This window comes from Acinetobacter sp. SCLZS86 (assembly GCF_021560715.1).
In the GTDB taxonomy this organism is placed as follows: domain Bacteria; phylum Pseudomonadota; class Gammaproteobacteria; order Pseudomonadales; family Moraxellaceae; genus Acinetobacter; species Acinetobacter towneri_A.
This window is the reverse complement of the sequence record NZ_CP090864.1, coordinates 1748615-1773818: the sequence shown is the minus strand read 5'-3', so window position 1 is coordinate 1773818 and position 25204 is coordinate 1748615. Positions and strand designations below refer to the sequence as shown.

The 25204-nt window shown below is 40.1% G+C and carries 21 protein-coding genes; 11 read left to right on the top strand and 10 right to left on the bottom strand.

Annotated features, from left to right (window positions below; translation table 11 throughout):
* Positions 1–2 precede the first annotated feature (2 nt).
* A complete protein-coding gene (locus LZP46_RS08560) occupies positions 3–1160 on the bottom strand; it encodes a hypothetical protein (protein WP_236093573.1) in 1158 nt (385 codons plus the stop codon).
* A 371-nt stretch (positions 1161–1531) separates the two neighbouring features.
* Here LZP46_RS08560 and pepN point away from each other — a divergent pair, with 371 nt between their 5' ends.
* From pepN to LZP46_RS08545, 3 genes are all read left to right on the top strand, one after another.
* Positions 1532–4141: an aminopeptidase N gene (pepN, locus tag LZP46_RS08555; RefSeq protein WP_236093572.1), complete on the top strand. Its 2610-nt coding sequence runs from the start codon at positions 1532–1534 to the stop codon at positions 4139–4141.
* A gap of 656 nt (positions 4142–4797) precedes the next feature.
* Positions 4798–6150, top strand: coding sequence for a glutathione-disulfide reductase (gene gorA / locus LZP46_RS08550; protein WP_236093571.1), 1353 nt, complete (start codon positions 4798–4800; stop codon positions 6148–6150).
* 490 nt (positions 6151–6640) lie between these two features.
* Positions 6641–6859 carry a hypothetical protein gene (locus LZP46_RS08545; RefSeq protein WP_004973244.1) on the top strand — a complete coding sequence of 73 codons (219 nt, stop codon included), beginning with the start codon at positions 6641–6643 and terminating at the stop codon, positions 6857–6859.
* Between the two features lie 154 nt (positions 6860–7013).
* Here the strand turns inward: LZP46_RS08545 and LZP46_RS08540 are convergent, their stop codons facing one another.
* Together LZP46_RS08540 and LZP46_RS08535 are read right to left on the bottom strand one after the other, a co-directional pair.
* Positions 7014–7460 carry a universal stress protein gene (locus LZP46_RS08540; protein WP_019837227.1) on the bottom strand — a complete coding sequence of 149 codons (447 nt, stop codon included), beginning with the start codon at positions 7458–7460 and terminating at the stop codon, positions 7014–7016.
* A gap of 50 nt (positions 7461–7510) precedes the next feature.
* Positions 7511–7960 carry a universal stress protein gene (locus tag LZP46_RS08535; protein WP_019837228.1) on the bottom strand — a complete coding sequence of 150 codons (450 nt, stop codon included), beginning with the start codon at positions 7958–7960 and terminating at the stop codon, positions 7511–7513.
* Between the two features lie 293 nt (positions 7961–8253).
* On the opposite strand from LZP46_RS08535, the gene LZP46_RS08530 reads away from it, so the two are divergent.
* Positions 8254–9240 carry an alpha/beta hydrolase gene (locus tag LZP46_RS08530; protein ID WP_236095194.1) on the top strand — a complete coding sequence of 329 codons (987 nt, stop codon included), beginning with the start codon at positions 8254–8256 and terminating at the stop codon, positions 9238–9240.
* A gap of 47 nt (positions 9241–9287) precedes the next feature.
* Here LZP46_RS08530 and LZP46_RS08525 read toward each other — a convergent pair whose 3' ends face one another.
* The 4 genes from LZP46_RS08525 to LZP46_RS08510 all read right to left on the bottom strand — a co-directional run bounded on the left by LZP46_RS08525 (position 9288) and on the right by LZP46_RS08510 (position 13272).
* A complete protein-coding gene (locus tag LZP46_RS08525) occupies positions 9288–10463 on the bottom strand; it encodes a benzoate/H(+) symporter BenE family transporter (protein ID WP_178318669.1) in 1176 nt (391 codons plus the stop codon).
* Between the two features lie 83 nt (positions 10464–10546).
* Complete coding sequence (leuE, locus tag LZP46_RS08520) at positions 10547–11209, bottom strand: leucine efflux protein LeuE (protein WP_004973255.1); 663 nt, start codon at positions 11207–11209, stop codon at positions 10547–10549.
* A 96-nt stretch (positions 11210–11305) separates the two neighbouring features.
* Positions 11306–12292 carry a transaldolase gene (gene tal, locus LZP46_RS08515; RefSeq protein WP_236093570.1) on the bottom strand — a complete coding sequence of 329 codons (987 nt, stop codon included), beginning with the start codon at positions 12290–12292 and terminating at the stop codon, positions 11306–11308.
* Between the two features lie 89 nt (positions 12293–12381).
* Entirely contained in the window at positions 12382–13272 is an 891-nt protein-coding gene (locus LZP46_RS08510) for a LysR family transcriptional regulator (protein WP_236093569.1), read from the bottom strand.
* A gap of 107 nt (positions 13273–13379) precedes the next feature.
* On the opposite strand from LZP46_RS08510, the gene aceI reads away from it, so the two are divergent.
* Complete coding sequence (aceI, locus tag LZP46_RS08505) at positions 13380–13811, top strand: chlorhexidine efflux PACE transporter AceI (protein WP_236093568.1); 432 nt, start codon at positions 13380–13382, stop codon at positions 13809–13811.
* 109 nt (positions 13812–13920) lie between these two features.
* Here the strand turns inward: aceI and LZP46_RS08500 are convergent, their stop codons facing one another.
* Positions 13921–15435, bottom strand: a complete 1515-nt coding sequence (locus LZP46_RS08500) for an acetyl-CoA C-acetyltransferase (RefSeq protein WP_236093567.1) — start codon at positions 15433–15435, stop codon at positions 13921–13923.
* A gap of 239 nt (positions 15436–15674) precedes the next feature.
* On the opposite strand from LZP46_RS08500, the gene LZP46_RS08495 reads away from it, so the two are divergent.
* The 4 genes from LZP46_RS08495 (at position 15675) to dnaX (ending at position 21759) form a co-directional block, all read left to right on the top strand.
* Positions 15675–17066, top strand: coding sequence for a 3-oxoacyl-ACP reductase (locus LZP46_RS08495; RefSeq protein WP_236093566.1), 1392 nt, complete (start codon positions 15675–15677; stop codon positions 17064–17066).
* A 141-nt stretch (positions 17067–17207) separates the two neighbouring features.
* Positions 17208–18062 (top strand): MaoC family dehydratase, encoded by an 855-nt coding sequence (locus tag LZP46_RS08490; RefSeq protein WP_236093565.1) that lies wholly within the window; start codon positions 17208–17210, stop codon positions 18060–18062.
* A gap of 89 nt (positions 18063–18151) precedes the next feature.
* On the top strand, positions 18152–19438 hold the full coding sequence (locus LZP46_RS08485) for a serine hydrolase domain-containing protein (protein WP_236093564.1): 1287 nt from the start codon (positions 18152–18154) through the stop codon (positions 19436–19438).
* Between the two features lie 65 nt (positions 19439–19503).
* Positions 19504–21759, top strand: coding sequence for a DNA polymerase III subunit gamma/tau (dnaX, locus tag LZP46_RS08480; protein WP_236093563.1), 2256 nt, complete (start codon positions 19504–19506; stop codon positions 21757–21759).
* 60 nt (positions 21760–21819) lie between these two features.
* On the opposite strand, the gene LZP46_RS08475 is transcribed toward dnaX, so the two are convergent.
* On the bottom strand, positions 21820–22269 hold the full coding sequence (locus LZP46_RS08475) for an acyl-CoA thioesterase (protein WP_004973275.1): 450 nt from the start codon (positions 22267–22269) through the stop codon (positions 21820–21822).
* Between the two features lie 101 nt (positions 22270–22370).
* Positions 22371–23531, bottom strand: coding sequence for an iron-containing alcohol dehydrogenase (locus LZP46_RS08470; protein WP_236093562.1), 1161 nt, complete (start codon positions 23529–23531; stop codon positions 22371–22373).
* Positions 23532–23650: 119 nt separating this feature from the next.
* Here LZP46_RS08470 and LZP46_RS08465 point away from each other — a divergent pair, with 119 nt between their 5' ends.
* Positions 23651–24160, top strand: a complete 510-nt coding sequence (locus LZP46_RS08465; RefSeq protein WP_236093561.1) for a low molecular weight protein-tyrosine-phosphatase — start codon at positions 23651–23653, stop codon at positions 24158–24160.
* 3 nt (positions 24161–24163) lie between these two features.
* A complete protein-coding gene (gene murB / locus LZP46_RS08460; protein ID WP_236093560.1) occupies positions 24164–25204 on the top strand; it encodes a UDP-N-acetylmuramate dehydrogenase in 1041 nt (346 codons plus the stop codon).

Below are 25204 nucleotides of genomic sequence, written 5' to 3'. Positions count from 1 at the left end.
TTTTATTGAGTGAAATAATGATCTTGATGTTTACAATTGCGACAAAATAAGGACACATAATTTTCTGCGTCATAATCGACAGTCAGTTCATCCGATCCGCAGTTCATACAGCGTTTGAGTGAATAAAATTTAAGCCGTGCTTCAATTTTTCGCCAAGAACGCCACACAGGTTGAAAGAAAATTCGTTCGTCATAACCCAAAAAGCGAAAGAGTAAAATTTCGCTCATATAGCTGAAAGGCAAATTAGGCGGGCGTGGCAGGGTAGAGGTCTCCCATTTTTCAGCAACTGCCCGTTCACGATATTGCTGTACAGTCTTTTTGAGTAAATTGGTATTAATAAAGTTTTCATTGCGTGGTTTGAGTGCTTTTTGTTGGTATAAATATTCCAAAGCTGTTTGCACTAAGTAAAAAATTTGCCCAACCGCCAAGACATCTAAAAGTCGGTAGCAAAAGTTCTGAAAACTACGGTTTCCCGCAATTTGTATGCCCCAAGTCCGACAATAAAATTGCATAAACTGCACAATTTCTTGATATAGCAATAAATACAGCGCATCTTTGACTTCATCTGCCGTTTTGAACGGTGTACCCATGCTTAGATTTTCATAAAACCAATAGCGTAATTGTTGTGCAATGCTAAATAAACTGGGTTCAGAATAACCATCTAAACGGACATTGATGTAATATTGCTGGGCATTTTCGGCAAAATCTTTGGCAATTAATATTTGCTCTTTTAGCAAATGTTTGATCATACTGTGCTGAAAAAAATAGTTGGGGGTAATATTCAAATACTTAATTTTTTCCCAATCTATAAATTCTTCATGTGGAATATGTTCCTGTGCATGCTGATCTAAAATACTCAATAAGAATAATTTATCTATAAAACGCAGCTGACTTAATTCGCGTTCAGGTGCATCCTGTTTTTTTAATTTTTGTTGTTCTTGCAAGCGGGTTTCCGCCATGATTTTTTTACGTTGCTGGGTGCAACTTGAGCAATGACAGTTTTGTTGTTGGCTATTTTGAAAGATGCGATGTTCACAATGGCTACATTGGTGAAAATTTAATTCCTGCTCATATTGTTCTGCTTCTACCCAATACATAGATGCCTGACACAAAGGGCATAATGTGCTTTCATCTAATTGTTTTTGCAGAATTTGTAGCATTGTGAAATAGAAGCTCAAGTAAATGGTGATATAGCATTATACATGCCTTGTGAACTGAAAAGGGGAAGCTTCTGTGCTTTTGATCATCATCAAAATTAGCATGTGTTGGTTGTATTTGAAGCGAAGTTGCGTATCGAAATATTAAATTTACAGCTAATAGCAATACAGGTATTGATTTATATCGTCTGTTTTTATGTTACTTGTACAGGATTAGTCCAGATAGGATTGAAAAGCTTGGGTTGAGCGCCCATATCAATCAGCAGTGTTAATTAAGATTGAAATAGATTGTGCGCAGACAGATGCTGAAAGTTGTCGTATGATCATTGCAACTTCACAAAAACAAGCGCATCGCCACAAAGAATGAGGACAAGATGAATATTGCAGCAAATCCTATGGTTGAAGCCAACCAAACTATCTATTTAAAAGACTATCAAAAACCTTCATTCTTGGTGGATGCTGTAGAGCTAGATATTCAAGTCTATGCAAATTACACCCAAGTGGGTGCAACATTGAAAATGCAGCGTCATACTGCAGGCGATTTGGTGTTATTGGGGCGTGATTTAGAATTAAAATCCATTATTTTGAATGGTACTGAATTATCAGAAAGTGACTATCAATTAGATAGTGAGCAACTCCGCATTGCAAATGCACCCAATCAAGTCACGTTAGAAACCATCGTGATCATTCATCCTGAAAGCAATACGCAACTCGAAGGCTTATATCAGGCAAGTTCTGATTTATTTGTTACGCAAAATGAGCCTGAAGGTTTCCGTAAAATTACCTTCTATCCTGACCGCCCAGACGTATTATCGGTATTTACCACACGTGTCGAAGCCGATAAAAAATATCCTGTGTTGTTGGCAAATGGTAATTTGTTAGAAACAGGCGAAGCAGGTGAGGGTCGCCATTATGCGATTTGGCAAGATCCGACCAAAAAGCCAAGCTATTTATTTGCTTGTGTGATTGGTGATTTGGCAGTCATGAAAGACCATTACGTGACATCTGAAGGACGTAATGTAGCACTGGAAATCTATGCTGAAGAAAAAGACATTCCAAAATGCAAAATTGCCATGCAAGCGTTAAAACATTCTATGCGTTGGGACGAAGAACACTATGGTCTGGCGTATGACTTAGACAATTATATGATTGTGGCGACAAGTGCCTTCAATATGGGCGCAATGGAAAATAAAGGTCTGAATATTTTCAATACGTCATGTGTATTGGCCGATGAAGAATACACCACCGATGCCGCAATTATGCGTGTACAGTCCGTGATTGCGCATGAATATTTTCATAATTGGACAGGTAATCGTATTACTTGCCGCGATTGGTTCCAGTTATGTTTAAAAGAAGGTTTAACGGTATTCCGTGACCAATCTTTCTCTGAAGATTTACAGTCTGCCGCAGTACAGCGTATTGATGATGTGGCGGTACTCAAAGCACATCAATTCCCTGAAGATTCTGGTCCGTTATCGCACCCACCACGTCCAGATCATTTTGTAGAAATTAATAACTTTTATACCGCAACAGTCTATGAAAAAGGTGCGGAAATTAACCGCATGATGTCAACTTTACTTGGTAAAGAAAAATTCCGTAAAGGAAGTGATGAGTATTTCCGTCGTCATGATGGACAAGCAGTTACGGTTGAAGATTGGGTCAATGCTTTAAGCGCAGGTTCAGGTGTCGATTTATCTAATTTCCTGACTTGGTACAATCAACCTGGCACACCAAAACTTGAAGTGCAGGGCGAATACGATGCGACTACACAGGTTTATCGCTTAAATTTAAAACAAAGCCTGAAGAGTAATGCTAAATATCCAAATTTAAAAGCACTGCCTATTCCTGTTGCACTGGCACTGTTCAATGCTGAAACAGGCGAACAATTTATTTTGCAGTCTGACGCTTTGGTTGAGAATTCAGTGAAAGATGGCGTGTATTTGTTTGATCAGGGGCAAGCAAGTATTGAATTTAGTGGTGTAACATCACATCCCGTTGTTTCTTTATTGCGTAATTTTTCTGCACCTGTGAATTTAGAATTTAACTATTCTAATGATGAATTGGCATTTTTAATGCAGCACGAAACCAATGGCTTTAACCAGTGGCAGGCGACTCAGACTCTATTGGAACGTATTTTATTGGAAGAACATGCAGCAGATACTTATTTGCAAGCCATGAAAAATACAGTACCTGCTTTAATTGAAAAAGATCCTTTGTTGGCATCACGTATTTTTGATGTACCTTCTGAAGGCTATTTGGGCAGCCGTATTGATCAAAATTATCAACCTGAAAAAATTCAGCAACAACGCAATGCGTTGTTAGATACATTGGCGCGCGAACTTGGTGCATTCTGCAAAGAAACCTATTTAAGCCTTGATCCAGACATGCAGCTAGATTTCTCTCAGGCAATGGGTGTACGTGCTTTAAAGAATATCATGTTGGCGTTAATGGCACGTCAGGGCGATGCCGAAGCGTTTGAGCTGGCAAAGCAGCAATACCAAACAACTCGAAATATGTCTGAGCGTTTAGGGGCATTGCGTGTCTTGGTGTGGAATGATGCACCGCAAGCCAAAGCTGCTTTGGAAGATTTTTATACACGTTTTAAAAATGAAGCTTTAGCACTTGATCAATGGTTTATGGTTCAAGCTTCACATCCTAAAGCGACTGTTGAAACTATTCAGGCTTTAACTGCGCATCCTGATTATGATTTGGGCACACCAAACCGTATTCGTTCAGTCAGTGGTGGTTTAAATAGCAACCCTGTGAATACATGGAGTTTTGGTGTTCAGCATTTTATTGACTTAGCCAAGTATTTAGATGAGAAAAACCCAATTGTAGGTTCGCGTTTATTGCAGGTGTTGTCGCGTTGGTTCACTTTGGCAGAGCCACAACGTAGCCAAGTGCAAGCAGCGTTGCTAAATTTGCAGTCTGTGGTGAAATCTAAAAACGTGGTTGAAACCCTAAATAGTATGTTAGAGGTTTAAGTTAAAAAACTAAAAGCCATTTCATCAATTCGTTGAAATGGCTTTTTTGTGGCTGGAATATATTAAAAATAATCTAGCTTAGTCACAGCGAAGTTGATAATCCTTCCTAGAGTAGGTATTAATTTTGTTTAATTGAGCAAGTAATTTTTCATTAAATGTCGATTTTAGAGTTTAGATTTTTTTAGTCCAATCGGCGTTTATCTAAGTTTGTAAATCTGCTGCATATTCTTCACAAATAATATGATTGCCTTCATTTGCAGAATAGTTCTCTAAATCTTGAAGCAAGAATTTCTGCTTTAGTATTGATGGGTGCGAGTTCATACAACATGCTTGGGGCTTGATGTATCGGTTGAGGTGGGGAACAGCCGAAAGTGATTTAGCTACATATCAGAACGAAAAAAAGCAGCTTTACATTGACCCAAAGATTAAAAAATTAAAGTTTTGTTTTAACGCTTACAAGCATAAAATTTAAGAGTATAGTCATTTTTATAACCAGTGAAATGAGTTGAATGACAGTGTCTCGATTTTGTGGAGTTAGTCAGCTCGGCTGACTTGGGAAATGCAGTTTTATGTGTTAGTTTTGATGAAAATCACTTTTTTTCTGCGCTTAATTTATGCAGATGTTTATCAAAAATCACGAAAATTTGAGGCATGAAATGGTTAAACATTATGACTATTTGGTAATTGGGGCGGGAAGTGGTGGTATTGCATCGGTCAATCGAGCGGCGCAATATGGAAAAAAATGTGCATTAATTGAAGCTGCAAATTTAGGTGGGACCTGTGTCAATGTGGGGTGTGTGCCTAAAAAAGTGATGTGGTATTCAGCACAAATCGCTGATGCCATTCAAAAATATGGTCCAGATTATGGTTTTAATACTGAATTAAAATTGCATGATTGGAATACCCTAATTCAAAATCGTCAAGCTTATATTCAGCGTATCCACGCATCGTATCAATCTGGTTTAGCTAAAAACAAAGTTGATGTGATTCAGGGTTTTGCTCATTTTGTAGATCAAAAAACAGTTGAAGTAAATCAGCAGCAATATACTGCAGATCACATTTTAATAGCGACAGGCACCGAGCCAACACTTCCAGGCATTGAAGGGGCAGAGCTAGGCATTGATTCAAACGGTTTTTTTGAATTGCAACAATTACCAAAACGCACGGCAATTGTTGGTTCTGGTTATATTGCTGTAGAGCTGGCTGGAGTTTTAAATGCGTTAGGCTCACAAGTCGGATTGTTTATTCGTAAGCAATTCCCGCTGCGTAGTTTAGATCAATTTTTAGGTGAAACATTACTTGAATGTATGCGAGATGAACATATCCAAGTGCATACTCAAGCCATTCCAAAGAAAGTTACGCGCCAAGCAGATCAGTCTTTGTTATTACACCTTGAAGATGGTTCACAGCACGAGATCGATTGCTTAATTTGGGCGGTTGGACGTAAAGCAAATACACAAGCATTGAACTTGGCTGCTGCGAATGTACAGATTGATGAAAAGGGATATATTGTTGTAGATCAATTCCAAAATACCAGCCAAACGGGTATTTATGCGGTGGGCGATATTATTGGAAAAATTGAGCTGACACCAGTTGCTGTTGCCGCAGGACGCAAATTGTCGGAACGCTTATTCAATCACAAACCAAATGAATATTTAGATTATCAAAATGTTGCCACGGTGGTCTTTAGTCATCCGCCTATTGGTACGGTGGGTTTAAGTGAAGCGCAAGCCATTGAACAGTTTGGGCAAGATCAGGTCAAAGTCTATCAATCTTCTTTTACCTCAATGTACACGGCTGTAACTCAGCATCGTCAAGTGTCTAAAATGAAATTGGTCTGCGTTGGTGATGAACAGAAAGTCGTGGGCGTGCATGGTATTGGCTATGGCATGGATGAAATTTTGCAAGGTTTCGCAGTCGCAGTCAAAATGGGCGCGACTAAGCAAGACTTTGATAATACTGTTGCAATTCATCCAACTGCTGCAGAAGAATTTGTGACCATGCGCTAATAGAGTAGCGTGGTCGCTCACAAAGAGTATGGGTTAAAAAAATCCATACTCTTTTTTATTTTTGAAATTTGTAGATAAAAAATCAGAAGATAAACGTCAGACAGATAAAGTTTGCTCTCGTGATTTATTTAGCCTAATAAGAAAACCCACCGAAGTGGGCTTGTGCGATCAAACACCATCCATTGTGTTTGGGGAGATTATCTGACGAAAATGATTAAGGTTAGATTAAGAAATTTTTTTTTATTAAGTTTATCTTTACAAATTTGTAGCTGATGCTGCAAAGACTTTAAATCTATGTTACAATGTAACCTGTACAATAAAAATATCTCTATTCTCTCGTAGTTATTCATCATCATGCTTTACTGCATTTATTTTCTATGCACTGCAAATTAAGTGTGATGAATGTTGTTGTATTAAAAAAACTATGCTCAAAATTTAATTTGAGCTTAATTTGTAAGTTATAAATGAATTGGTGTAAATATTGAAAAAAATGCAAACAATGCTTGCGAAAGCAGTGAATGGTCGTGAAATTATGGTGTCTTTGGTGGCATCAAAGAAAAAGCAAAATACCCGTGATGGTTTTAAATGGGTCGAAGTCGGAAAACATGTGTTGTTGGAATGTGGTCAGGAAATTGAACTGAATTTAGATGGTCGAAGTTTTTATACTGATACGCATGAAATGTTCCGTTTACCACATCGTGTCAATTAAGTTTTACTCTGAAATGAATATTCAATTCAGCTAAATTGCATAAAATATGCAGTTTAGAAAAATTTAAAAGTTTTATCCAGAAAAATCCCGTTCACTGGCGAACGGGATTTTTTTATTTTGTTTTTTACTGGGGCAAAGCACAGTTAGTACGGAATTAAACCTTAACAACCAAAACAGGAACAGGGGACTGAGTCAGTACGTTTTGGGCAACGCTACCGAGCATCATCTTTTTCACTCCAGTACGACCATGCGAACCCATAATAATCAGGTCAGCACCAATTTCATTGGCAATTTGTACAATCCCTTCTGAAGCTGCAACACCACGGATAATTTTGGTATCTACCGAAATACCTTCACGGCTAAAAGATTGCTGAATTTCAGCCAAACGATTTTGTGCATTTTGTTCAGCCTGCATGAAATAATCGGTAATTGCAGGGGCAACTTTGTAGAAGTCCACACCTACAAAAGGATCAACTGCAATTACACTCATAATGGTGACAGGGCAATTTAGATCTTTTGCCAATGAAAGTGCTTGTTCGGCTGCAGCATAAGACATAGGCGACTCATCTACTGGAACAAGTAAGTGTTTATAAGTTGTCATGGCAAATCCTTATTTAAAATTTATGATAAAAATATGGTTTAAATTTGTGATTAAGCTTTAACTACAAGCACAGGTAATTCTGTATGGCGTAATACGTCTGTGGCAAAACTACCCAACAATAATTTTTGGAAACCTTTGCGACCATGTGAACCCATCACAATCACATCGGCATTTAATTCTTTCGCAGTTTTGATTACACCTTCCGCAGATACCAAGCCCTCAACCACGTGAGTTTCTGCATTTACACCTACCGCTTGCGCAATTTCATCTGCTTCTTTTAATGCCTTTTGCGCATTGGCTGTCGCTTGCACAAAGTATTCTTTCATAATGGCAGATGAATAATTATAGTAAAAGTCTGAATCGGTAAATGGGTCTTCCGCAACAAGGCTAATTAAGGTGAGTTTGCTGTTAAATACTTTGGCAATTTCAGCTGCATGTTTGACCGCTGAAAAAGAAATTTGTGAACCATCTACAGGGACTAAAATATTTTGGTACGACATGCGGGTAACTCCAGAAATTATGATTATGCGCCTTACACTTTATTGATAGCATATAGTCTATACAGGTTCAATTTAAAATCTGAAAAAAGATTGATAATTCATTTAATTACCCGCCAAATTTGCTGAAAGAAAAGATAAGCTGAAGATGATGAAATTGCTCAACTCAACGGCAAGGCTATACGATAAAATAAGCTGCTAAATTTGCAAAATAAACAGCCCCAAATGTTTTGAATAACTTGGGTTTGAATTGTGCCTATGAATCTTGAGGGAATTGTGGTTTGAAATTATTTTGGATGTTGCTGTGTTTTATATTGTTAAGTGCTTGTCAAACCACGCAGCAGAACAGTCGAATCATTGCTGGTGCATTTAATCTCACCACAGGCTTGCAGCAAAAAATCATGGATCGCTATGCACCCAAAAACATACAAGTGCAACATGATATTGTGTATGCCACGCAGCCCAATTTGAGTTTTGACTTGTATCAAGACAGTCAATTGCAAGATTTAGCTGCACGCCCGACAATTGTCTGGATTCATGGTGGTGGCTGGATTGCAGGTTCAAAAGCCCACGCACGTGGCTATTTTAAATTATTAGCCGCGCAGGGCTTTAATGTAATTGCCGTACAATATCAATTTGCCCCGCATGCAACTTATCCTACTCAGTTGCAACAAATTGATCAGGCTTTAAATTATATCACGCAACATGCAGAAAAATATCAGCTTAATCCACAACAATTATATTTAGCAGGCGATTCTGCAGGGGCGAATTTAGCTAGCCATTATGCCGCATTATTGAGTAATCCTGCATTTGCACAGCAGTCTAATTTACAGCCGACTATTCAGCACAAACAACTTAAAGGGCTGATTTTGCACTGCGGGATTTATGATCTAAAAGCGTTTGTTGAAACTGCGCCAGATGAAATGAATATTGTGGAGTGGGGTGTATATAATTTGGTGCAAGCTTATACGGGCGAACGTAAACAGGACAGTGAATTTCTGAAGAATATTTCGCCTATTCAACATTTAACGGCAAACTATCCTGCGGTATTTATCAGTGGTGGTAACAAAGACTTTTTAACAGAAACTCAATCTATGCCGATGCTGCATGCTTTACAGCAACAGCAGATTCCTGTGACGACAGCATTTTATCCAGATACAAAAGCATGGTTAATTCACGAATATCAATTTTTTATGCACCAAAAAGAAAGTCAGCAAACCTTTGCGAAAACGGTGGAATTTATCCGAAGCACAGCAGACCCTAATGTATCGCGCATACAATAAATCAATACGATGCTTCAGAAAAAGTGTTTTTTAACTGCTTAAGTTATTTAGCTTTTGCTTTGTTTAAACTTTAAAACTGCCAAAACCACACAACCAAAAATCAGCCCCCAAAATGCTGAACCAATACCAAAAAACTGCACCCCAGAAGCACTAAATAAAAAGGTCAATAAAGCGGCTTCACGCTCTGCAACGTGCTGAAAGGCGAGGGCGATGTTGTGTCCAATAGTGCCAAGCAGTGCAATTCCTGCCAAAGCAGTAATAAAAACAGCTGGGAATGACATCAACAAACTGGTGAGCGTTGCAGCAAAGATCCCCATCAAGATATAAAACAAACCGCAGCTAATTCCCGCAATATAGCGCTTACTGGCATCGGGATGCGATTGATCATCTAAGCTAATCGCAGCACTGATGGATGCGATATTGACACTAAAACATCCAAATGGCGCGAAAATCGCTTGTGCTGTGCCTGTCCAACCAATTAAGTGACGTACATTTGGGTTAAAACCATAGCTTTTGATCATGGCAAGACCGGGTAAATATTGCGATGCCATATTAATGACAAACAAAGGCAGGGCTAAACCTAAAATAGCAGACCAACTTAATTCAGGTTGCATCCAAACTGGTTGTGCAATACTCCATTGCACACTCGGCATTTGAAATTGCAAGAAGATTGGGCATAGTGCGACCCCAATCAATACAGTTAAAACAATGCTATAACGCGGGCTAAATCGTTTTGCCAATACATAGGCTGCCAATAAAGACAAAATAAATGCCCATGCTTCTTGCAGACTGGTAAATAGGGCAATCCCAAATTTAAGCAGCACACCTGCCAACATGGCGCTGGTTAAGCTTTGTGGAATATAAGTCAGTACCTTTTCAAAAATACCCAAAAAGCCAAGCACTGCTGTGAGTACGCCACAAAACAAAAATGCGCCAATTGCTTCGTGTAAGCTATAACCGCTGCCCGTGGCGATAATCAGTGCCAAGCCTGCGGTAGACCATGAGGTCGCCACAGGATATTTAAATTTCCAAGATAAAATCAGCCCGCTTAGACCAATACCTAAACCCAACGCCCAAAACCAAGAGCTGATTTGCTCAGCACTTGCGCCTAAAATTTGTGCTGCCTGAATGACTAAAACCGCGGAAACACTAATACCGACCAAGAAGGTAATAAAACCTGCAAATACTGCAGGCACAGAGAAGTCATTTAAAAGTTTTTGCATGCTTTCTTAGACATATTTTCTATAATTTATGAACAGATCATACACATTTGAACAAATAGTCAAAAGTGTTTTTTATACTTTTTTTATAGCGTTGAGCTTGCCAGTCTAAAGCCAAAACCGCAGAACAAAATACCAATGCTTGCAACGCAAATGGCTGCAATTTTATAGCGTTGATTGAAATAACTGGCTAATTTGACTCCTGAAAAAATCAAGATAGATAAATAACCCATGCTAATGATTTGTAGGACGATGGCTAAAACAGCAAAGCTCAGCATCGGGTAGGTGTAATCAGGATTGACGAATTGCACAAAAAAAGACAAATAAAACAAAATTGCTTTTGGGTTAATAACGCTAATCATTAAAGCAGTTCGGTAGGGATGAACCCGTTCAGTTGTATTGCTCGTTGCTGTTGTAGAAAGATTGGCGTGCGAAGTTCTGGTTTGTGGAAACCATGTTTTATAGGCTGCAATCAGTAGTTTGATGCCTAAATAGCCTAAGTAGAGCGCACCAACAACTTTTAATAAGGTGAATAGCCATGGAAAAGCATGCAACAATGAGGCTGCCCCTAAAATGGTGCACACAATTAAAATCAGATCACCCGTAAATACACCGAAAGCAGCTGCATAGCCTGTGCGTATCCCAAAGCGTGAAGCCACTGACATGACATAGAGTGAGTTTGGGCCAGGCAAGAGCACAATTAAGGTTGTGCCAATTATAAAAGTGCTGAGGTCACTAATACCAAACACGCAAACTCACCTAAATAAAAACCGATGTTGCAGTATAACAACATCGGTTTTGTGGCTTAGTAAAAATTTTGCAATTTTACTGAGATAGGTTAAAGATTAAGCTTTAATGTCTACATCTAAACCGAAAGACTGGCGTAATAGGGTGGCAAGTTGCTCACGCGCTTTAATAAAGCCATCAATGCCGCCTTGTAACAATTGGAACGCCATCAAATCTGCCTCAAGTTGCGCTTTGAATTGTTCCTTTTCAATTGCTGCCAGTGGTTCAGCTTGAACTTGAATGCCATTGGTCGATAACGCTGCAGCGACTTCTCGCTCATCAGTTTCGAGTTCTGCCAATAAATTTGGTGCAACGGTCAGCAAATCACAACCAGCTAAAGCCAAAACTTGATCAATACTGCGGAAACTCGCGCCCATAATTTCAGTTTGTACTTGGTGCTGTTTATAGAATTTATAAATCTTCTTCACTGAAAGTACACCCGGATCTTTCTCAATAGGGTAGTACATGACATTTTCAGCTTTTTTATACCAATCTAAAATACGACCCACAAATGGTGAAATTAACGTCACTTTGGCATCTGCACAGGCATGTGCTTGATGCAAACCAAACAACAAGGTTAAATTGGTGTGAATACCTTCAGCTTCCAACACTTTAGCCGCTTGAATGCCTTCCCATGTCGAAGCAATCTTGATCAAAATGCGGTCTGAATGAACACCATAAGCCTGGTACAGTGCTAAAAGCTCTTTAGCTTTGGCAATGGTTGCCTCAGTGTCATATGACAAAGAAGCATCTACTTCAGTTGAAACGCGTCCTTTGATGAGCTTTAGAATTTCTACACCAAATTTGACCGTTAAAATATCAATGCTGCGCTCAACCAATAGATCATTTGTATAACCTTCAGCTTTAGCTTGCTCAAATGCAGCTTCAATCAACGCTTTATTTTCAGGTTGATTTGCAGCCGCTGTAATGAGTGATGGGTTGGTGGTCGCATCCAAAGGACGAAACTTTTCAATCGCAGCCAAGTCACTACTATCTGCAACAATGGTGGTTAAGTTTTTTAATTGATTTAAGGCTGTCTGTGTCATTCGAGATCTAGTTCTTAGGTTATTGCTTATACATTCAGTTATATCACAAACAGCTTTTAACCCAAGTACCAAGCATGCGGGTTTGTGGATTATTTACCAGTTTTTCTCAGATTTCGGACGTAATTAATCAAAAAATGAGCAGCAGCGCCCAATTGATGTTCTCGGCTCCAGACCAAATCGACAAAATATTCAAATTTTGGGGTGAAATCTAGCAACTGTAAAATTTTTAATTCGTGTTGTAGTTCAGGGTGTTCATTCAGCATCTCCAAGGGCAAGACACCCCAGCCTAAACCCTGCTTAATCATACTGCAGGCAGAATGATGATTATCGGTAGGCCAATAGTGCTTAGAAAATAACAACTCGGGTTTAATCTGCCGATCACGGCTCGCCACTACAATTTGCCGATTTTGTAAAATCTGTTCAAAACTGACTTGATCAGATTCAGCCAGCGGTGAATGTCGGGCAGCGACAGGCACTAAAATTTCACGTTTTAATTCCACAAATTGTTCACTGCTTTGTAATTGTTCGCGTTCAAACATAAAGGCCAAGTCCGCTGCTTGAGTCATGAGTAAATGCAGTGCATCTTCTTGTGGTGCAGAGAAAATATTGATCTGCAATTCAGGAAATTGCTGTTCTAGTAACACAATATAATCTGTCCAGCGAGTGTGTAGTAATTCAGATACCACCACTATATTTAAGTGTGATTCTAGGCCAGAACTGAGCGCGAAAGCATGCTGTTTCCACTGCTTCATTTCTATGAGTAGTTGTTTGCTTTTTTCGTAAAGACTCTGCGCTTGTGGGGTAGGCATAGGTTCACGTCCAACTCGTTCAAACAGTTTTAGGTCTAAATCAATTTCTAAATTGGCGATGGACATACTAATTGACGAAGGCACTTTACCCAATTGACGTGCAGCTGCAGAAAAAGACCCCGTCTCCATGACGGTGATAAAAATAATCAGCTGATCTTGATTGATATTCATGGCTGAGGTTGGCTTTTATCTTTCAATATTATTGATAGATTCTAACTCGATTGGTCAATTAAAAGAAAATAAAATAAGCGGTGAAGAATAAGTATTTGAGTAAGCAGATGTTGATTTCCAAAAGAAGATGGGTACATGCTCTGAGTTATGAAGTGATTTTATTGGTCATTATTGCTTTGGTATTAAGTTATATGTTTGAAATGCCAATGCAAGTGACAGGTGGTCTAGGTATTGCAATGGCAGTGACATCGGTGCTATGGAATATGTTGTTTAATCATTATTTTGAAAAGTTTGAAGCAAAGCACCAATTACACAGAACTTTTAAAATACGTATTTTACATGCAATTGGTTTTGAAGGTGGCTTAATGCTCGCCACTATTCCGATGGTGGCGTATGCCTTAGAAAAATCTATAAAGCAGGCGATTTTCATTGATTTGCTGATGACGCTCAGTATTTTGCTCTATACCTTTATTTTTCAATATTGTTATGACCATGTTGAAGCGAAATTGGGTTATGCTCCGCAACATTCAGTCAGATAAAACGCTAGTGGCTAATTAAAAGTGAGCTGCTATAAATTAAGCGCTATAAAAAAGCCACCTGAGCGAATCAAGTGGCTTTTATTTCTATCTAAATTGGAACTAGGTAGAATTATTTTTCAATAATAGCTGTTACGCCTAGACCGCCTGCCGCACAGATTGATACCAATACGCGACCTGAACCTTTTTGATTCAGAAGTTTTGCAGCAGTGGCAAGAATACGTCCACCAGTTGCTGCAAATGGGTGACCAGCTGCTAAAGATGAACCTTTAACGTTTAACTTACTACGATCAATCGATCCTAAAGGTGCATCTAAACCTAAACGCTCTTTACAGAACTTAGGATCTTCCCATGCTTTTAAGGTCGACAAGACTTGTGAAGCAAACGCTTCGTGAATTTCGTAATAGTCGAAGTCTTGTAATGTTAAACCTGCACGTTCAAGCATACGTGGAACAGCGTATGCAGGTGCCATCAACAAACCTTCCTTTTTACCCACAAAATCAACTGCTGCAGTTTCTTGGAAAGTCAAATATGCCAAGACTTCGTGACCATTGGCTTTTGCCCATTCTTCAGAGGCAAGTAATACGCAAGATGCACCATCGGTTAGTGGAGTCGAGTTACCCGCCGTCATAGTGCGCGCGTCGCCTTTACCAAAAGCAGGTTTTAACTTCGCTAGTTTTTCTACAGTAGAATCTGCACGTAAGTTATTGTCACGCTCTAAACCTAAGAATGGCGTGATGAGATCATCAAAGAAACCTTCGTCATAGGCAGCCGCCATTTTTTGATGTGAAGATGCTGCAAGTTCGTCTTGTGCTTCACGAGAAATGCCCCATTCCAGTGTAGTAATGGCTTGGTGGTCGCCCATTGATAAACCTGTGCGTGGTTCACCGTTACGTGGCGCATCCATTAAATCTTTAATATTGATTTTGGTTAATGCTTTTAAGCGGTCTTTACCTGTCTTTGCAATATTCAATTCGAGCAATGCTTTACGCAAACCGTCACCAAAAGCGATTGGTGCGTCAGAAGTTGTATCTACACCGCCTGCAACACCAACTTCGATTTGACCCAGTGCAATTTTATTCGCAACTAAAAAAGCAGCCTGCAAGCCAGTACCACATGCTTGTTGTATATCGTAAGCAGGTGTTTCAGGAGCAAGGGCAGTATTGAGTACGCACTCACGAGTCATGTTAAAGTCACGGCTGTGTTTGAGCACTGCACCTGCAACAACTTCACCCAAACGCTGACCTTGTAAGTTGAATCGTTCAACAAGACCATTTAATGCTGCTGTAAACATATCTGTATTAGAAGCAGTAAAGTAAGCACCATTTGAACGTGCGAATGGAATACGGTTACCACCGATAATAGCAACGCGGCGAACAGTGTTTTGGCTCATAATTTTATCCTGTTGAACAGAGGTATTGGTATTAGATGGTGCTTTTGTTTGCGTTGAAGCAGTTGTTTTAGCAAGGCTAGTCGTGCGGGTACGTGTAGTTTTTGTCGTACTCGTGTTGGAACGGGTTGCAGTGTTGCTACTTTTGCTTGTACGTTTAGTACCAGTTGATGTATTTGACACAGAATCCTTTGCAGAATTTTCCACTGCTGGATTTTCTTGAGTTGTTTTGCTCATAAGGCTTTTCCAAGCATGTTAAAGGTCTACTTGATGTGTACATTAGCACAATAGTATGACAGCTGTATTGACTACAATGACATTGCGGAATGCATTCAGGTCAAGACATCTGATTATTAACTCAAGTATGATTTAGCAGAAACGGGTGGCGCTATTGAAATGCGGGCATTTGGCATCATATTGATGTTTAAAGATAACGTGTATTCCATCAAAAAATGAATTTATGAGAGATAATAACCATGACTGATCAATACCAAACATTTGCTAAATCTCCTATTGGTAAATTTGTCATTAAAAATTTGGGTTTACCATCCCCAACTTTTTTAGAGCGTTTTGAGTCTGCAACACCTGTGGTAAAAGGTGCGGTACTTTTAGGCGCAGCACCTGCAAGCGACTTGTCTGCTGAAATTGCACAAGTATTGGCCAATGTACATGCCAACAGTTATGCAGGTAACAATGCAGAATTGCAACAAGCTGCGGCAAAAGTGGGCTTAAATTTAGGTGCATTCAATCCAGGCGATAAAGAATCTAAATTTAAAGTGGTGGTGTTTGATGCTTCAGGTATTGAAAACTCTGAACAATTAAAAGCGCTTTATGAGTTCTTTCACCCAATCCCACGCCAAATTCAGGCTTCGGGTCGCGTGGTTGTGGTTGGCACTACACCAGAAACTGCAGGCAGTGTAAAAAAAGCCATTGCACAACGTGCTTTGGAAGGTTTTGTTAAATCGGTAGGTAAAGAGTTTAAAAAAGGTATTGCGGCTAACTTAATTTATGTCGATCAAGGTGCCGCAGCAAACTTAGAATCTACGTTACGTTTTGCCATTTCACCTCGTTCAGCTTATGTGTCAGGTCAGGTGATTCGTGTCTCGAATGCTGCAACTGTAGAGGTGGATTGGGCAAAACCATTGGCAGGTAAAACTGCAGTGGTGACAGGTGCAAGCCGTGGTATTGGTGAAGCAATTGCGCATGTATTGGCACGTGATGGTGCGCACGTTATTTGCCTAGACGTACCGCAACAACAAGCAGATTTAGACCGTGTTGCCGCTGAAATTGGTGGTTCAACACTAGCAATTGACATTACTGCTGCAGATGCAGGCGAGCAAATTAAAACAGCTGCCGCTGCACAAGGCGGTTTAGACATTATTGTGCATAACGCAGGGATTACACGTGACAAAACTTTGGCAAATATGAAACCAGAGCTTTGGGATTTAGTCATTAACATCAACTTGTCTGCAATTGAGCGTGTCAACGATTACTTATTGGCAAATGATGGTTTAAATGCTAATGGTCGTATTATTTGCGTATCTTCTATTTCAGGTATTGCAGGCAACTTAGGTCAAACCAACTATGCAGCATCCAAAGCAGGTGTGATTGGCGTAGTGAAATTTACCGCCCCTGTGTTAAACAACGGGATCACGATTAATGCCGTTGCACCTGGCTTTATTGAAACGCAAATGACCGCAGCAATTCCTTTTGCTATTCGTGAAGCTGGTCGTCGTATGAACTCTATGAGTCAAGGCGGTTTACCTGTAGATGTTGCGGAAACCATTGCTTACTTTGCTTCATCAGCATCGACAGGTATCAACGGCAACGTAGTTCGTGTCTGTGGTCAAAGTTTGTTAGGGGCTTAACACATTAAAGTCCTCTCCCTTAGGGAGAGGATTTAGGAGAGGGAGATAAGGGGATATATTATTCACCCTTCTCTCTAGCTCTCTCCCAGAGGGAGAGAGAACTCCATTAAAGAAATTAGAAAAACTTCTCAAAGGTTCAGTATGAATACTCGCCATTTTAGTCAACTTCCAAAACCGTATTTAGCCTATCCTAAAGTGATTCAGGGCTTAATTTTTAAAAAGCCCAAAGGCGAAAAAGTGCTGCCGCAAGTTGAATATGTGGTGGATTCATTTAAGGTTGATCAAAAGCATTTAAAAGCCTATAACGCAGTAACAGGTTTTAAAAACAACGGCTATATTCCAGCAATTTACTTGGCTGTTTTGTCGCAAAGTCTGCAAATGCACATGATGACGCAAGAAGCTTTTCCTTTTGCAATTTTGGGTTTAGTGCACATTCGCAATCAAGTCAAGCAAAGCCGTAAAGTTGGATTGAATGAACAGCTGACTTTGTCATGTAAATTTGGTGAATTGCAACCGCATGACAAAGGTGTGCAGTTTGATTTTATAACCACTGTCAAAGTAGGAAATGACGTGGTTATTGAAGGTTTAACTACGTATTTAGCTCGTCAAAAAACCACCACTAAAGCAGCTGCAAAATCTGCAGAAAGTAAAGCTCCGAATTTTGCTGTTCAGGCTGAATGGGATATTTCTGAAAATACGGGACGCCGTTATGCCTTAACCTCTGGTGATTTTAACTTAATTCATATCCACGCGATTACTGCAAAAGCATTTGGATTTAAACAAGCCATTGCTCACGGTATGTGGAGTAAAGCTAAAGCTTTATCAAGCTTAACTTTGCCAGATGCCTATGAAGCCGATGTTTGGTTCAAGTTACCAATGTATTTGCCTTCAAAAGTTGAGTTTTTAACTGCAACAGAAGCTAAAAATACCGATTTTTTGATTCGTAACAGTAAGAATCAAAAACCGCACGTGACAGGTGTTGTCACCGCGCTTTAATTCAGTGATCGAAAGCCTAAATCCTTTGGATTTAGGCTTTTTATTTGCGCTAGCTTTTTATTAATAATAAAAACGAGATAGACAGGACGATGCAACATTTAAAGGATTATATTTTTGCTGAAACTGAAAATTATCGTGGATGGGTTGCACCTGAGTTTCATGATTTAGCGATGCAATTTAGCCGTTTGCAAAATGCACGTAGCCAACAGGGCGGAGCTGCTTTAGCGGTGTACTTTCAAGGTCAGAAAGTCGTCGATATTTACACAGGTAAAAAGTCGCCAGATGAAGACTGGCAAGCCGATACGTTATCGGTATGTTATTCCACAGGCAAAGGTGTATTAGCGACACTGGCACATATTTTGGTCAGTCAAGGACTGGTCGATTACGATACTCCCATTTATATATACTGGCCTGAATTCGCCCAAAATGGCAAAGCAATGATGACCATAAGGCATGTACTAAGCCATCAAAGTGGTTTATATGACATACGTAATATCATAGCCGATGCGACTGAAATGGCAGATTGGTCGCACATGCTGAATGTGCTGGCTCAAGCCAAGCCTCGTTTTGATGTGGCAAGTGAGGCGGCATATCAACCTTTAACTTTTGGTTGGCTGGTCGGTGGGATTTTAGAAAAAGCTACAGGTCGAACATTGGCTGAACTGATGCAGCAATACTTGGTTGAACCTTTGGCTTTGGATGGGGCTTATTTTGGTGTGCCTGCATCTGAGCTTTCGCGTGTCGCACGATCATTTAAAACTGCTGTGACATCAGTGCAAACAGATTCATCACCCACAAATAAACAGACAGCTAAAGTTCAAAACCAAGCTAAATCGAGCAAACGTCCTGTATCAATATTCGATAAAGTCATTGCATGGAGTGGGCAAAATCCGCAAGACTTTCAGGATGGCATGATTCCCAAAGGCATGAAAAATTTTAGTTTTTTTAGTGATACTGGTTTGCAAGCTGTGATTCCTGCGGCTAATGGTGTATTTACTGCACAAAGTTTGGCACGTATTTATGCTATGTTGGCGCAGGGTGGATCATGGCAAGGTCGGCAATTGATTCAGCCTGAAGTTTTTCAGCAATTAAGCCAAGTGCAATATGTGAAGCGTGATCGGGTCATGCCTATTCCAATGCATTGGCGATTAGGCTATCACCGCGTATTAAGTTTGGGTAAACGCTCACAAGGTTTTGGGCATATGGGGTTTAATGGTTCGGGCGCGTGGTGTGACCCTGACCGACAGCTCAGTTTTGCCTATACCCATAATTTTGCTGCAGGTTCTTTAATTGGTGATTATCGACTTTGGGGACTGAGTCAGGAAGCCATTCGCTGTGCAGATCGGCAATTGCAAGGGCGTAAAGGCTGGTTTTAGGCGTGATTGTACGTTCACTCTTTGCCAAAAAAACAGTATGCTTAGACCTGTAAAAAGGAGCATTCATGTATCAGGTACTTGCGCGTAAATATCGTCCTCGTAATTTTAATGAATTGGTGGGACAAAACCATGTATCACGGGCATTGACCAGTGCTTTGGAACGTGGGCGTTTGCACCATGCTTATCTTTTTACGGGAACACGTGGTGTAGGTAAAACTACCATTGCGCGTATTTTGGCCAAATGCCTGAACTGTGAAACAGGCGTGACATCTACCCCATGTGAAGTCTGTCCGACCTGTACTGCGGTCAATGAAGGTCGTTTTATTGATTTAATCGAAATTGATGCGGCATCACGTACCAAAGTTGAAGACACGCGTGAGTTGCTCGATAACGTACCTTATGCACCGACTCAGGGACGTTTTAAGGTTTATCTGATTGACGAAGTGCATATGCTGTCTACGCATTCATTCAATGCTTTGCTGAAAACATTGGAAGAACCGCCCGAGCATGTGAAGTTTCTGTTTGCGACCACAGACCCACAAAAACTCCCTATTACTGTGATTTCTCGCTGTTTGCAATTTACTTTGCGTCCATTGCAGGTCGATGAAATTACCAGTCATTTAACGGATATTTTAGCCAAAGAACAGATTGTTGCAGAGCAAGATGCGATTTGGCAGATTGCTGAATCTGCGCAAGGTTCTTTGCGTGATGCGATGTCTTTGACAGACCAAGCCATTGCTTATGGTCAGGGTGAAATTCATCATCAAGATGTGAAAGACATGCTGGGCTTGATTGACCGCACCATTATCTATGATTTGATTTTAGCGATTCATCAAAACCAACAGCAGCGTGTAAGTCAGCTCTTATTACAATTTAGACAACAAGCTTTAGATGTTTCATTGGTGTTGGATCAGTTGATTTCGACACTGCATGAATTGGCAATCATGCAATATCTACCAGATTTAAACCTGAAATACAGTGCTGAAATTAACCAAAAAATTCAACAGCTTGCGGGTCTGATCTCTGCACAAGATTTACAGTTCTATTATCAAATTGCCTGTAAAGGACGCGCCGATTTACAAATTGCCGTGACCCAAGAACAAGGCTTTGAAATGTGCGTACTGCGTTTACTTGCATTTCGACCTTTGCAAGCCAATGAAGTGATGGTTGCTGCACCACAAAACACTGCACAAACAGCGACTGCCCAGCCAGTTGCCCAAATGGAGCAAACTCCACAAGCTGTGGCAACTCAAAATACAGCACAAGCGGAACAGCATGTAACTGAATTAGATGCGGTTGCAACACCTGATCTTGATGGATTTGACTGTGAAGATGAGGATTATTCAGATCACACCACAGCACAAACAAATATTGCAGAACCTTCTTCAGATGATTTTTTAGATGAAGATGAGCCTGAAGCTTTAACGCATCAAGACCAACAGACGATTCAAGCGCAACAAACGACTCAGGAAGCGCTTCATTCAACAGCTGCGCTTTCACCAGAATCTATGTCAGAACCTGCAGTGAATGAAGAAACTGCAATGCAAGCAGAGGATACACAATCTGAATCTATCGTGTTTGATCCAAATGCAGAAGCGCAATTGTTTGGTTTAGATGATAATACTGCATTGGCAAGCACTGCGTCTGATGTGCACAGTCATGATGAATTCTTGCTAGAAAGTTTTGATGCAGTTGCACCATTAGACGATCTTGCTGCATCAGCTGAAACATTGCCTGTTTCATCTTCACTACAATTGAATGATGCTTCATCACCACTTGCACAAAGTGCAAATGATGCAGAAAGCGCTTTATTTGATTTAGCAGCAGCTGAAGTCGAACCGAATGTTGCTAGTGTGACAGCGCAACCCCAGCAAACTGTAGCATCCAATGCCGATGATCAATTAATGCCGCAGGATATTCTGCGTCTACAACCCCAAGTTTTAGAAGGTGAGTGGACTTTAGACAAGTGGGAATATTGGTTTAGACACAGCGAGTTGTCGCCTGCCGTGCAAGAATTAGCGCAGCATGGTGTGATGACGGGGCAGATTAATGCTGAATCAGTTTTTCATATTCCTGAGCAATATCAGCAGTTATTGACTCAACTGCAACATGCTTTAGAAAATGCTTTAAAAGAACAGTGGAGTAAAACGCTGTTTAAAGTGCAATATGAAAATGTGGATGAGATGACGCCATATATTTTGCTGCAACAGCGCAAACAACGCGCTTACCAACGTGCTGAAAATTTATTGCATCAAGAACCGATTGTGAAAGATATTTTGCAAAATTTTGATGGTGAATTACATAACATTCAGTTGAAATAACCTGTTGTTAGCTTTTGTTTGCAGAATTTTAAGGCTGGGTCAAACCAGCCTTATTTTTTGCTAAGCGCAAGCTGAATCTGTGCTTTTATATGGCTGTAATGCTTCGCGGATGGAGTCAGGAATCGGGCAGTTTTGGCGTGTAATTCGATCTACAAATACATGCACCACTTGTCCTTGTGCAGCGGCAAGATTTTGATTGTTTTTAAAAATTGCCAAATCATAAATTAAGGATGAGTTTCCAATTTTTTGAATAGCAACACCTACTTCAATCATTTCAGGATAGGACAATTCCTGCAAAAAATGACAGGTGGAATTGACCACTAAACCAATACAGGGTGATCGTTTGGGTTCAAAGCCTGCTTTTTGCATCAGTAGGGCATTGGCAGCGCTGTCAAAATAGCTGTAATAAGTGACATTATTGACATGTCCATACATATCGTTGTCTGCCCAGCGAGTTTGGATGGGAAAGAAAAAAGCGTATTGCTCACGGGTTTTGGTGTCAGGTTTCACAAGTTTACCTATATTTTTATCGACGTGGTGTCATGCTTTAATGGGTGGAAATCATCCCAAATAAATGTAGAAAGTTAAATACAGAACGTTAAGCGTAAATGTTAGGCATAAATGGCTTGGTAAATTTTTAAAGCATCCTGCATTTGCATTGCTCTGGGGTTATTTTGCAGTAAACGGCTTTGTAGCATCGCGTCTTCTGCCAGTTGTGGCAGCATATTTTCTGCTATGCCTAGTGCATTAAGTTTTAACACCAAGCCACTTTGATCTAAATGATTTTGTAAATGATCAATAAACAAATCACATAATCCATCTGTGCAGCCTTTGCTGCGTGGGTCTAAGCAACACATCAATTCTGCATAATACTGTTTGGCAGCAGGTGCATTAAATTTTAAAACTTCGGTCAGTACCAATGCATTGCTATGTCCATGTGAAATATGGAAATGCCCACCCAATGGATAGGCAAGTGCATGCACCGCTGCCACAGGAGCATTGGCAAAGGCTTGTCCTGCCAGCATTGAACCAAACAGCATGTTTTGCCGTGCTTGCATATTGCTGCCATCTTCAAGCACTAATTTTAGGTTTTGATCAAGTAAACGTAGCGCATGTTTTGCCAGTAAATCTGAATACGCATTTTTTTTGATTTTTGAGGTATAGGCTTCAATGGCATGTACCATCGCATCTATACCTGTGGCTGCAGTGATCTGTGCTGGAAGATTACGGGTAAAATTGGCATCTAAAATGGCAACATCGGCATATAAAATAGGAGAAACAATGCCTGTTTTACTGGTTGCACCAGTAGTTACAATGGAAATTGGTGTGACTTCTGAACCTGTGCCTGCTGTAGTGGGAACTAAAATGAGTGGTAAACGTGGTGCTTGAGCATTGCCGACACCATATAAGTCTGACAATTCTTGACTTTGTTCAGGATGACTCAGCACTGCAATAATTTTGGCGACGTCCATTGCACTACCGCCACCAAAACCTAATACAACATCAATATTTTTCTGTTTAGCAAAATCAACCGCTTCTAACACAATACGTTCTGCGGGGTCGGCTTGCACATTCGAGTAAATGGCATAGTCCAGTTGTAGCTGCTCTAAAATTTCTAAAATAGGTTGATGCAATTGATGTTGTAAAATGCCAGCATCGGTGACCAATAACAAACGCTTATAATTTTTTTTGGTTAAAACCGTTTTTAGTTCAGAAATTGAACCTAATCCTGAAATAATGTTGCCAACCGTTTGAAATTGAAAATGCTGCATTGTCTTTATTCCTATTTTTTATACCTAAATCAACATTATTGTAAGGTCACGATATAGGATTCATATCATAAATAACTTAACATAAGACACTTAAAAATAAAGTAGCTTTGAGGTTGTTTATGTCATCCAAAACGCCATATAAGGTGTTATGTGTTTGTTTGGGAAATATTTGCCGCTCTCCAACGGCAGAAATTGTACTTCAACATTTTTGTGATGAACAACAACTCAATGTGTGGGTAGATTCTGCTGGAACCAGTAATTATCACCCAGGCAAAGCCCCAGATTTACGCAGTCAAAAACATGCGCTTAAGCGCGGTTATGATTTATCTAGACTGCGTGCGCGTCAGTTACGCATACAAGACTTTGTCGAGTTTGATTTGATTTTGGCGATGGATTTTGAAAACTTAAGCAATATTCAAGACTTAATGCGTCGTGCTGAAGCTGAACTGGGCAGTTTGCGCGCTGAAATTGCTTTAATGAGCGAACACGATCCGCATTATACGCAGCAAGAATTACCCGATCCTTACTATGGCGAAGCCGATGGTTTCGAGCGGGTGCTCGATCAATGCGAGTCAAGCAGTCGTGCATGGGTGAAAGTTTTACAACAACAATTTGAATTGAAGGTTTAAGTCATGCACATTCACTACAACATGCAACTCAAACCATTCAATACCTTAAATTTGGATGCTACAGCCTCGCATTATGTGAAAATTGAAAATATTCAAGATGTACAGGATGCTTTGGCATTTGCCCAGAAAGAACAGTTAAATGTGCTGATTTTGTCAGGTGGCAGCAATATGTTATTGCCTGAACATATTCATGCCTTGGTCATGCACATGGATATTCAGGGCATCGAAAAATGCGCTGAAGATGATGCAAGTGTCACCCTAAAAGTTGGGGCAGGACAAATCTGGCATGAGTTTGTGTTGTGGAGTACGGAACAAAAGTTATATGGTCTGCAAAATCTGGCTTTAATTCCAGGTTTGGTCGGCGCTTCACCTGTGCAAAATATTGGTGCTTATGGCGTTGAAGTCGGTGAGTTTATTGAATCTGTGCAGGTTTATGATCGTGAATGCCAACAATTCAGCTCAATTGTTGCAGCAGATTGTCAGTTTGCCTATCGACACAGTATTTTTAAAGATCATCCCAACCGTTACATCATTACCCATGTGACTTTTAAACTGTTAAAACAGGCGGCGTTAAAATTAAATTATGGCGACTTAAAAGCTGCTGTAGGCGATGAGCAAACTGCTGAAAATCTGCAGCAACAAGTCATTCAAATTCGCCAAAGTAAGCTGCCTAATCCTGCACAATATCCAAATGTAGGTAGTTTCTTTAAAAATCCTGTGATTTCGACTCAGCAATTTGACCAAATTGCAGCACAATTTCCAAATTTACCCCATTACCCACAGCCGAATGCGCAAGTTAAAATTGCAGCAGGCTGGTTGATTGATCAAGCTGGCTGGAAGGGAAAACAACTGGGTGTGGTGGGTATGTTTCATAAACAAGCGTTGGTTTTAGTCAATTATGCCGATGCCACTTTGGCAGATGTGCAACACACCTATCGTGCTGTGCAGCAAGATGTTTTGAGTCGTTTTGGTATTTCACTCGAACCTGAACCTGTGTTATTTGATGAAACAGGTTTGATTCGTGCACATCAACCGGTAGGTTAA

What these genes read in the sequence shown, in the direction of transcription:
- LZP46_RS08560 (WP_236093573.1), bottom strand. Translation starts at nt 1,160, where the DNA reads ATGCTACAAATTCTGCAAAAACAATTAGATGAAAGCACATTATGCCCT.
- pepN (WP_236093572.1), top strand. Translation starts at nt 1,532, where the DNA reads ATGAATATTGCAGCAAATCCTATGGTTGAAGCCAACCAAACTATCTAT.
- gorA (WP_236093571.1), top strand. Translation starts at nt 4,798, where the DNA reads ATGGTTAAACATTATGACTATTTGGTAATTGGGGCGGGAAGTGGTGGT.
- LZP46_RS08545 (WP_004973244.1), top strand. Translation starts at nt 6,641, where the DNA reads ATGCAAACAATGCTTGCGAAAGCAGTGAATGGTCGTGAAATTATGGTG.
- LZP46_RS08540 (WP_019837227.1), bottom strand. Translation starts at nt 7,460, where the DNA reads ATGACAACTTATAAACACTTACTTGTTCCAGTAGATGAGTCGCCTATG.
- LZP46_RS08535 (WP_019837228.1), bottom strand. Translation starts at nt 7,960, where the DNA reads ATGTCGTACCAAAATATTTTAGTCCCTGTAGATGGTTCACAAATTTCT.
- LZP46_RS08530 (WP_236095194.1), top strand. Translation starts at nt 8,254, where the DNA reads ATGTTGCTGTGTTTTATATTGTTAAGTGCTTGTCAAACCACGCAGCAG.
- LZP46_RS08525 (WP_178318669.1), bottom strand. Translation starts at nt 10,463, where the DNA reads ATGCAAAAACTTTTAAATGACTTCTCTGTGCCTGCAGTATTTGCAGGT.
- tal (WP_236093570.1), bottom strand. Translation starts at nt 12,292, where the DNA reads ATGACACAGACAGCCTTAAATCAATTAAAAAACTTAACCACCATTGTT.
- LZP46_RS08510 (WP_236093569.1), bottom strand. Translation starts at nt 13,272, where the DNA reads ATGAATATCAATCAAGATCAGCTGATTATTTTTATCACCGTCATGGAG.
- aceI (WP_236093568.1), top strand. Translation starts at nt 13,380, where the DNA reads ATGTTGATTTCCAAAAGAAGATGGGTACATGCTCTGAGTTATGAAGTG.
- LZP46_RS08500 (WP_236093567.1), bottom strand. Translation starts at nt 15,435, where the DNA reads ATGAGCAAAACAACTCAAGAAAATCCAGCAGTGGAAAATTCTGCAAAG.
- LZP46_RS08495 (WP_236093566.1), top strand. Translation starts at nt 15,675, where the DNA reads ATGACTGATCAATACCAAACATTTGCTAAATCTCCTATTGGTAAATTT.
- LZP46_RS08490 (WP_236093565.1), top strand. Translation starts at nt 17,208, where the DNA reads ATGAATACTCGCCATTTTAGTCAACTTCCAAAACCGTATTTAGCCTAT.
- LZP46_RS08485 (WP_236093564.1), top strand. Translation starts at nt 18,152, where the DNA reads ATGCAACATTTAAAGGATTATATTTTTGCTGAAACTGAAAATTATCGT.
- dnaX (WP_236093563.1), top strand. Translation starts at nt 19,504, where the DNA reads ATGTATCAGGTACTTGCGCGTAAATATCGTCCTCGTAATTTTAATGAA.
- LZP46_RS08470 (WP_236093562.1), bottom strand. Translation starts at nt 23,531, where the DNA reads ATGCAGCATTTTCAATTTCAAACGGTTGGCAACATTATTTCAGGATTA.
- LZP46_RS08465 (WP_236093561.1), top strand. Translation starts at nt 23,651, where the DNA reads ATGTCATCCAAAACGCCATATAAGGTGTTATGTGTTTGTTTGGGAAAT.
- murB (WP_236093560.1), top strand. Translation starts at nt 24,164, where the DNA reads ATGCACATTCACTACAACATGCAACTCAAACCATTCAATACCTTAAAT.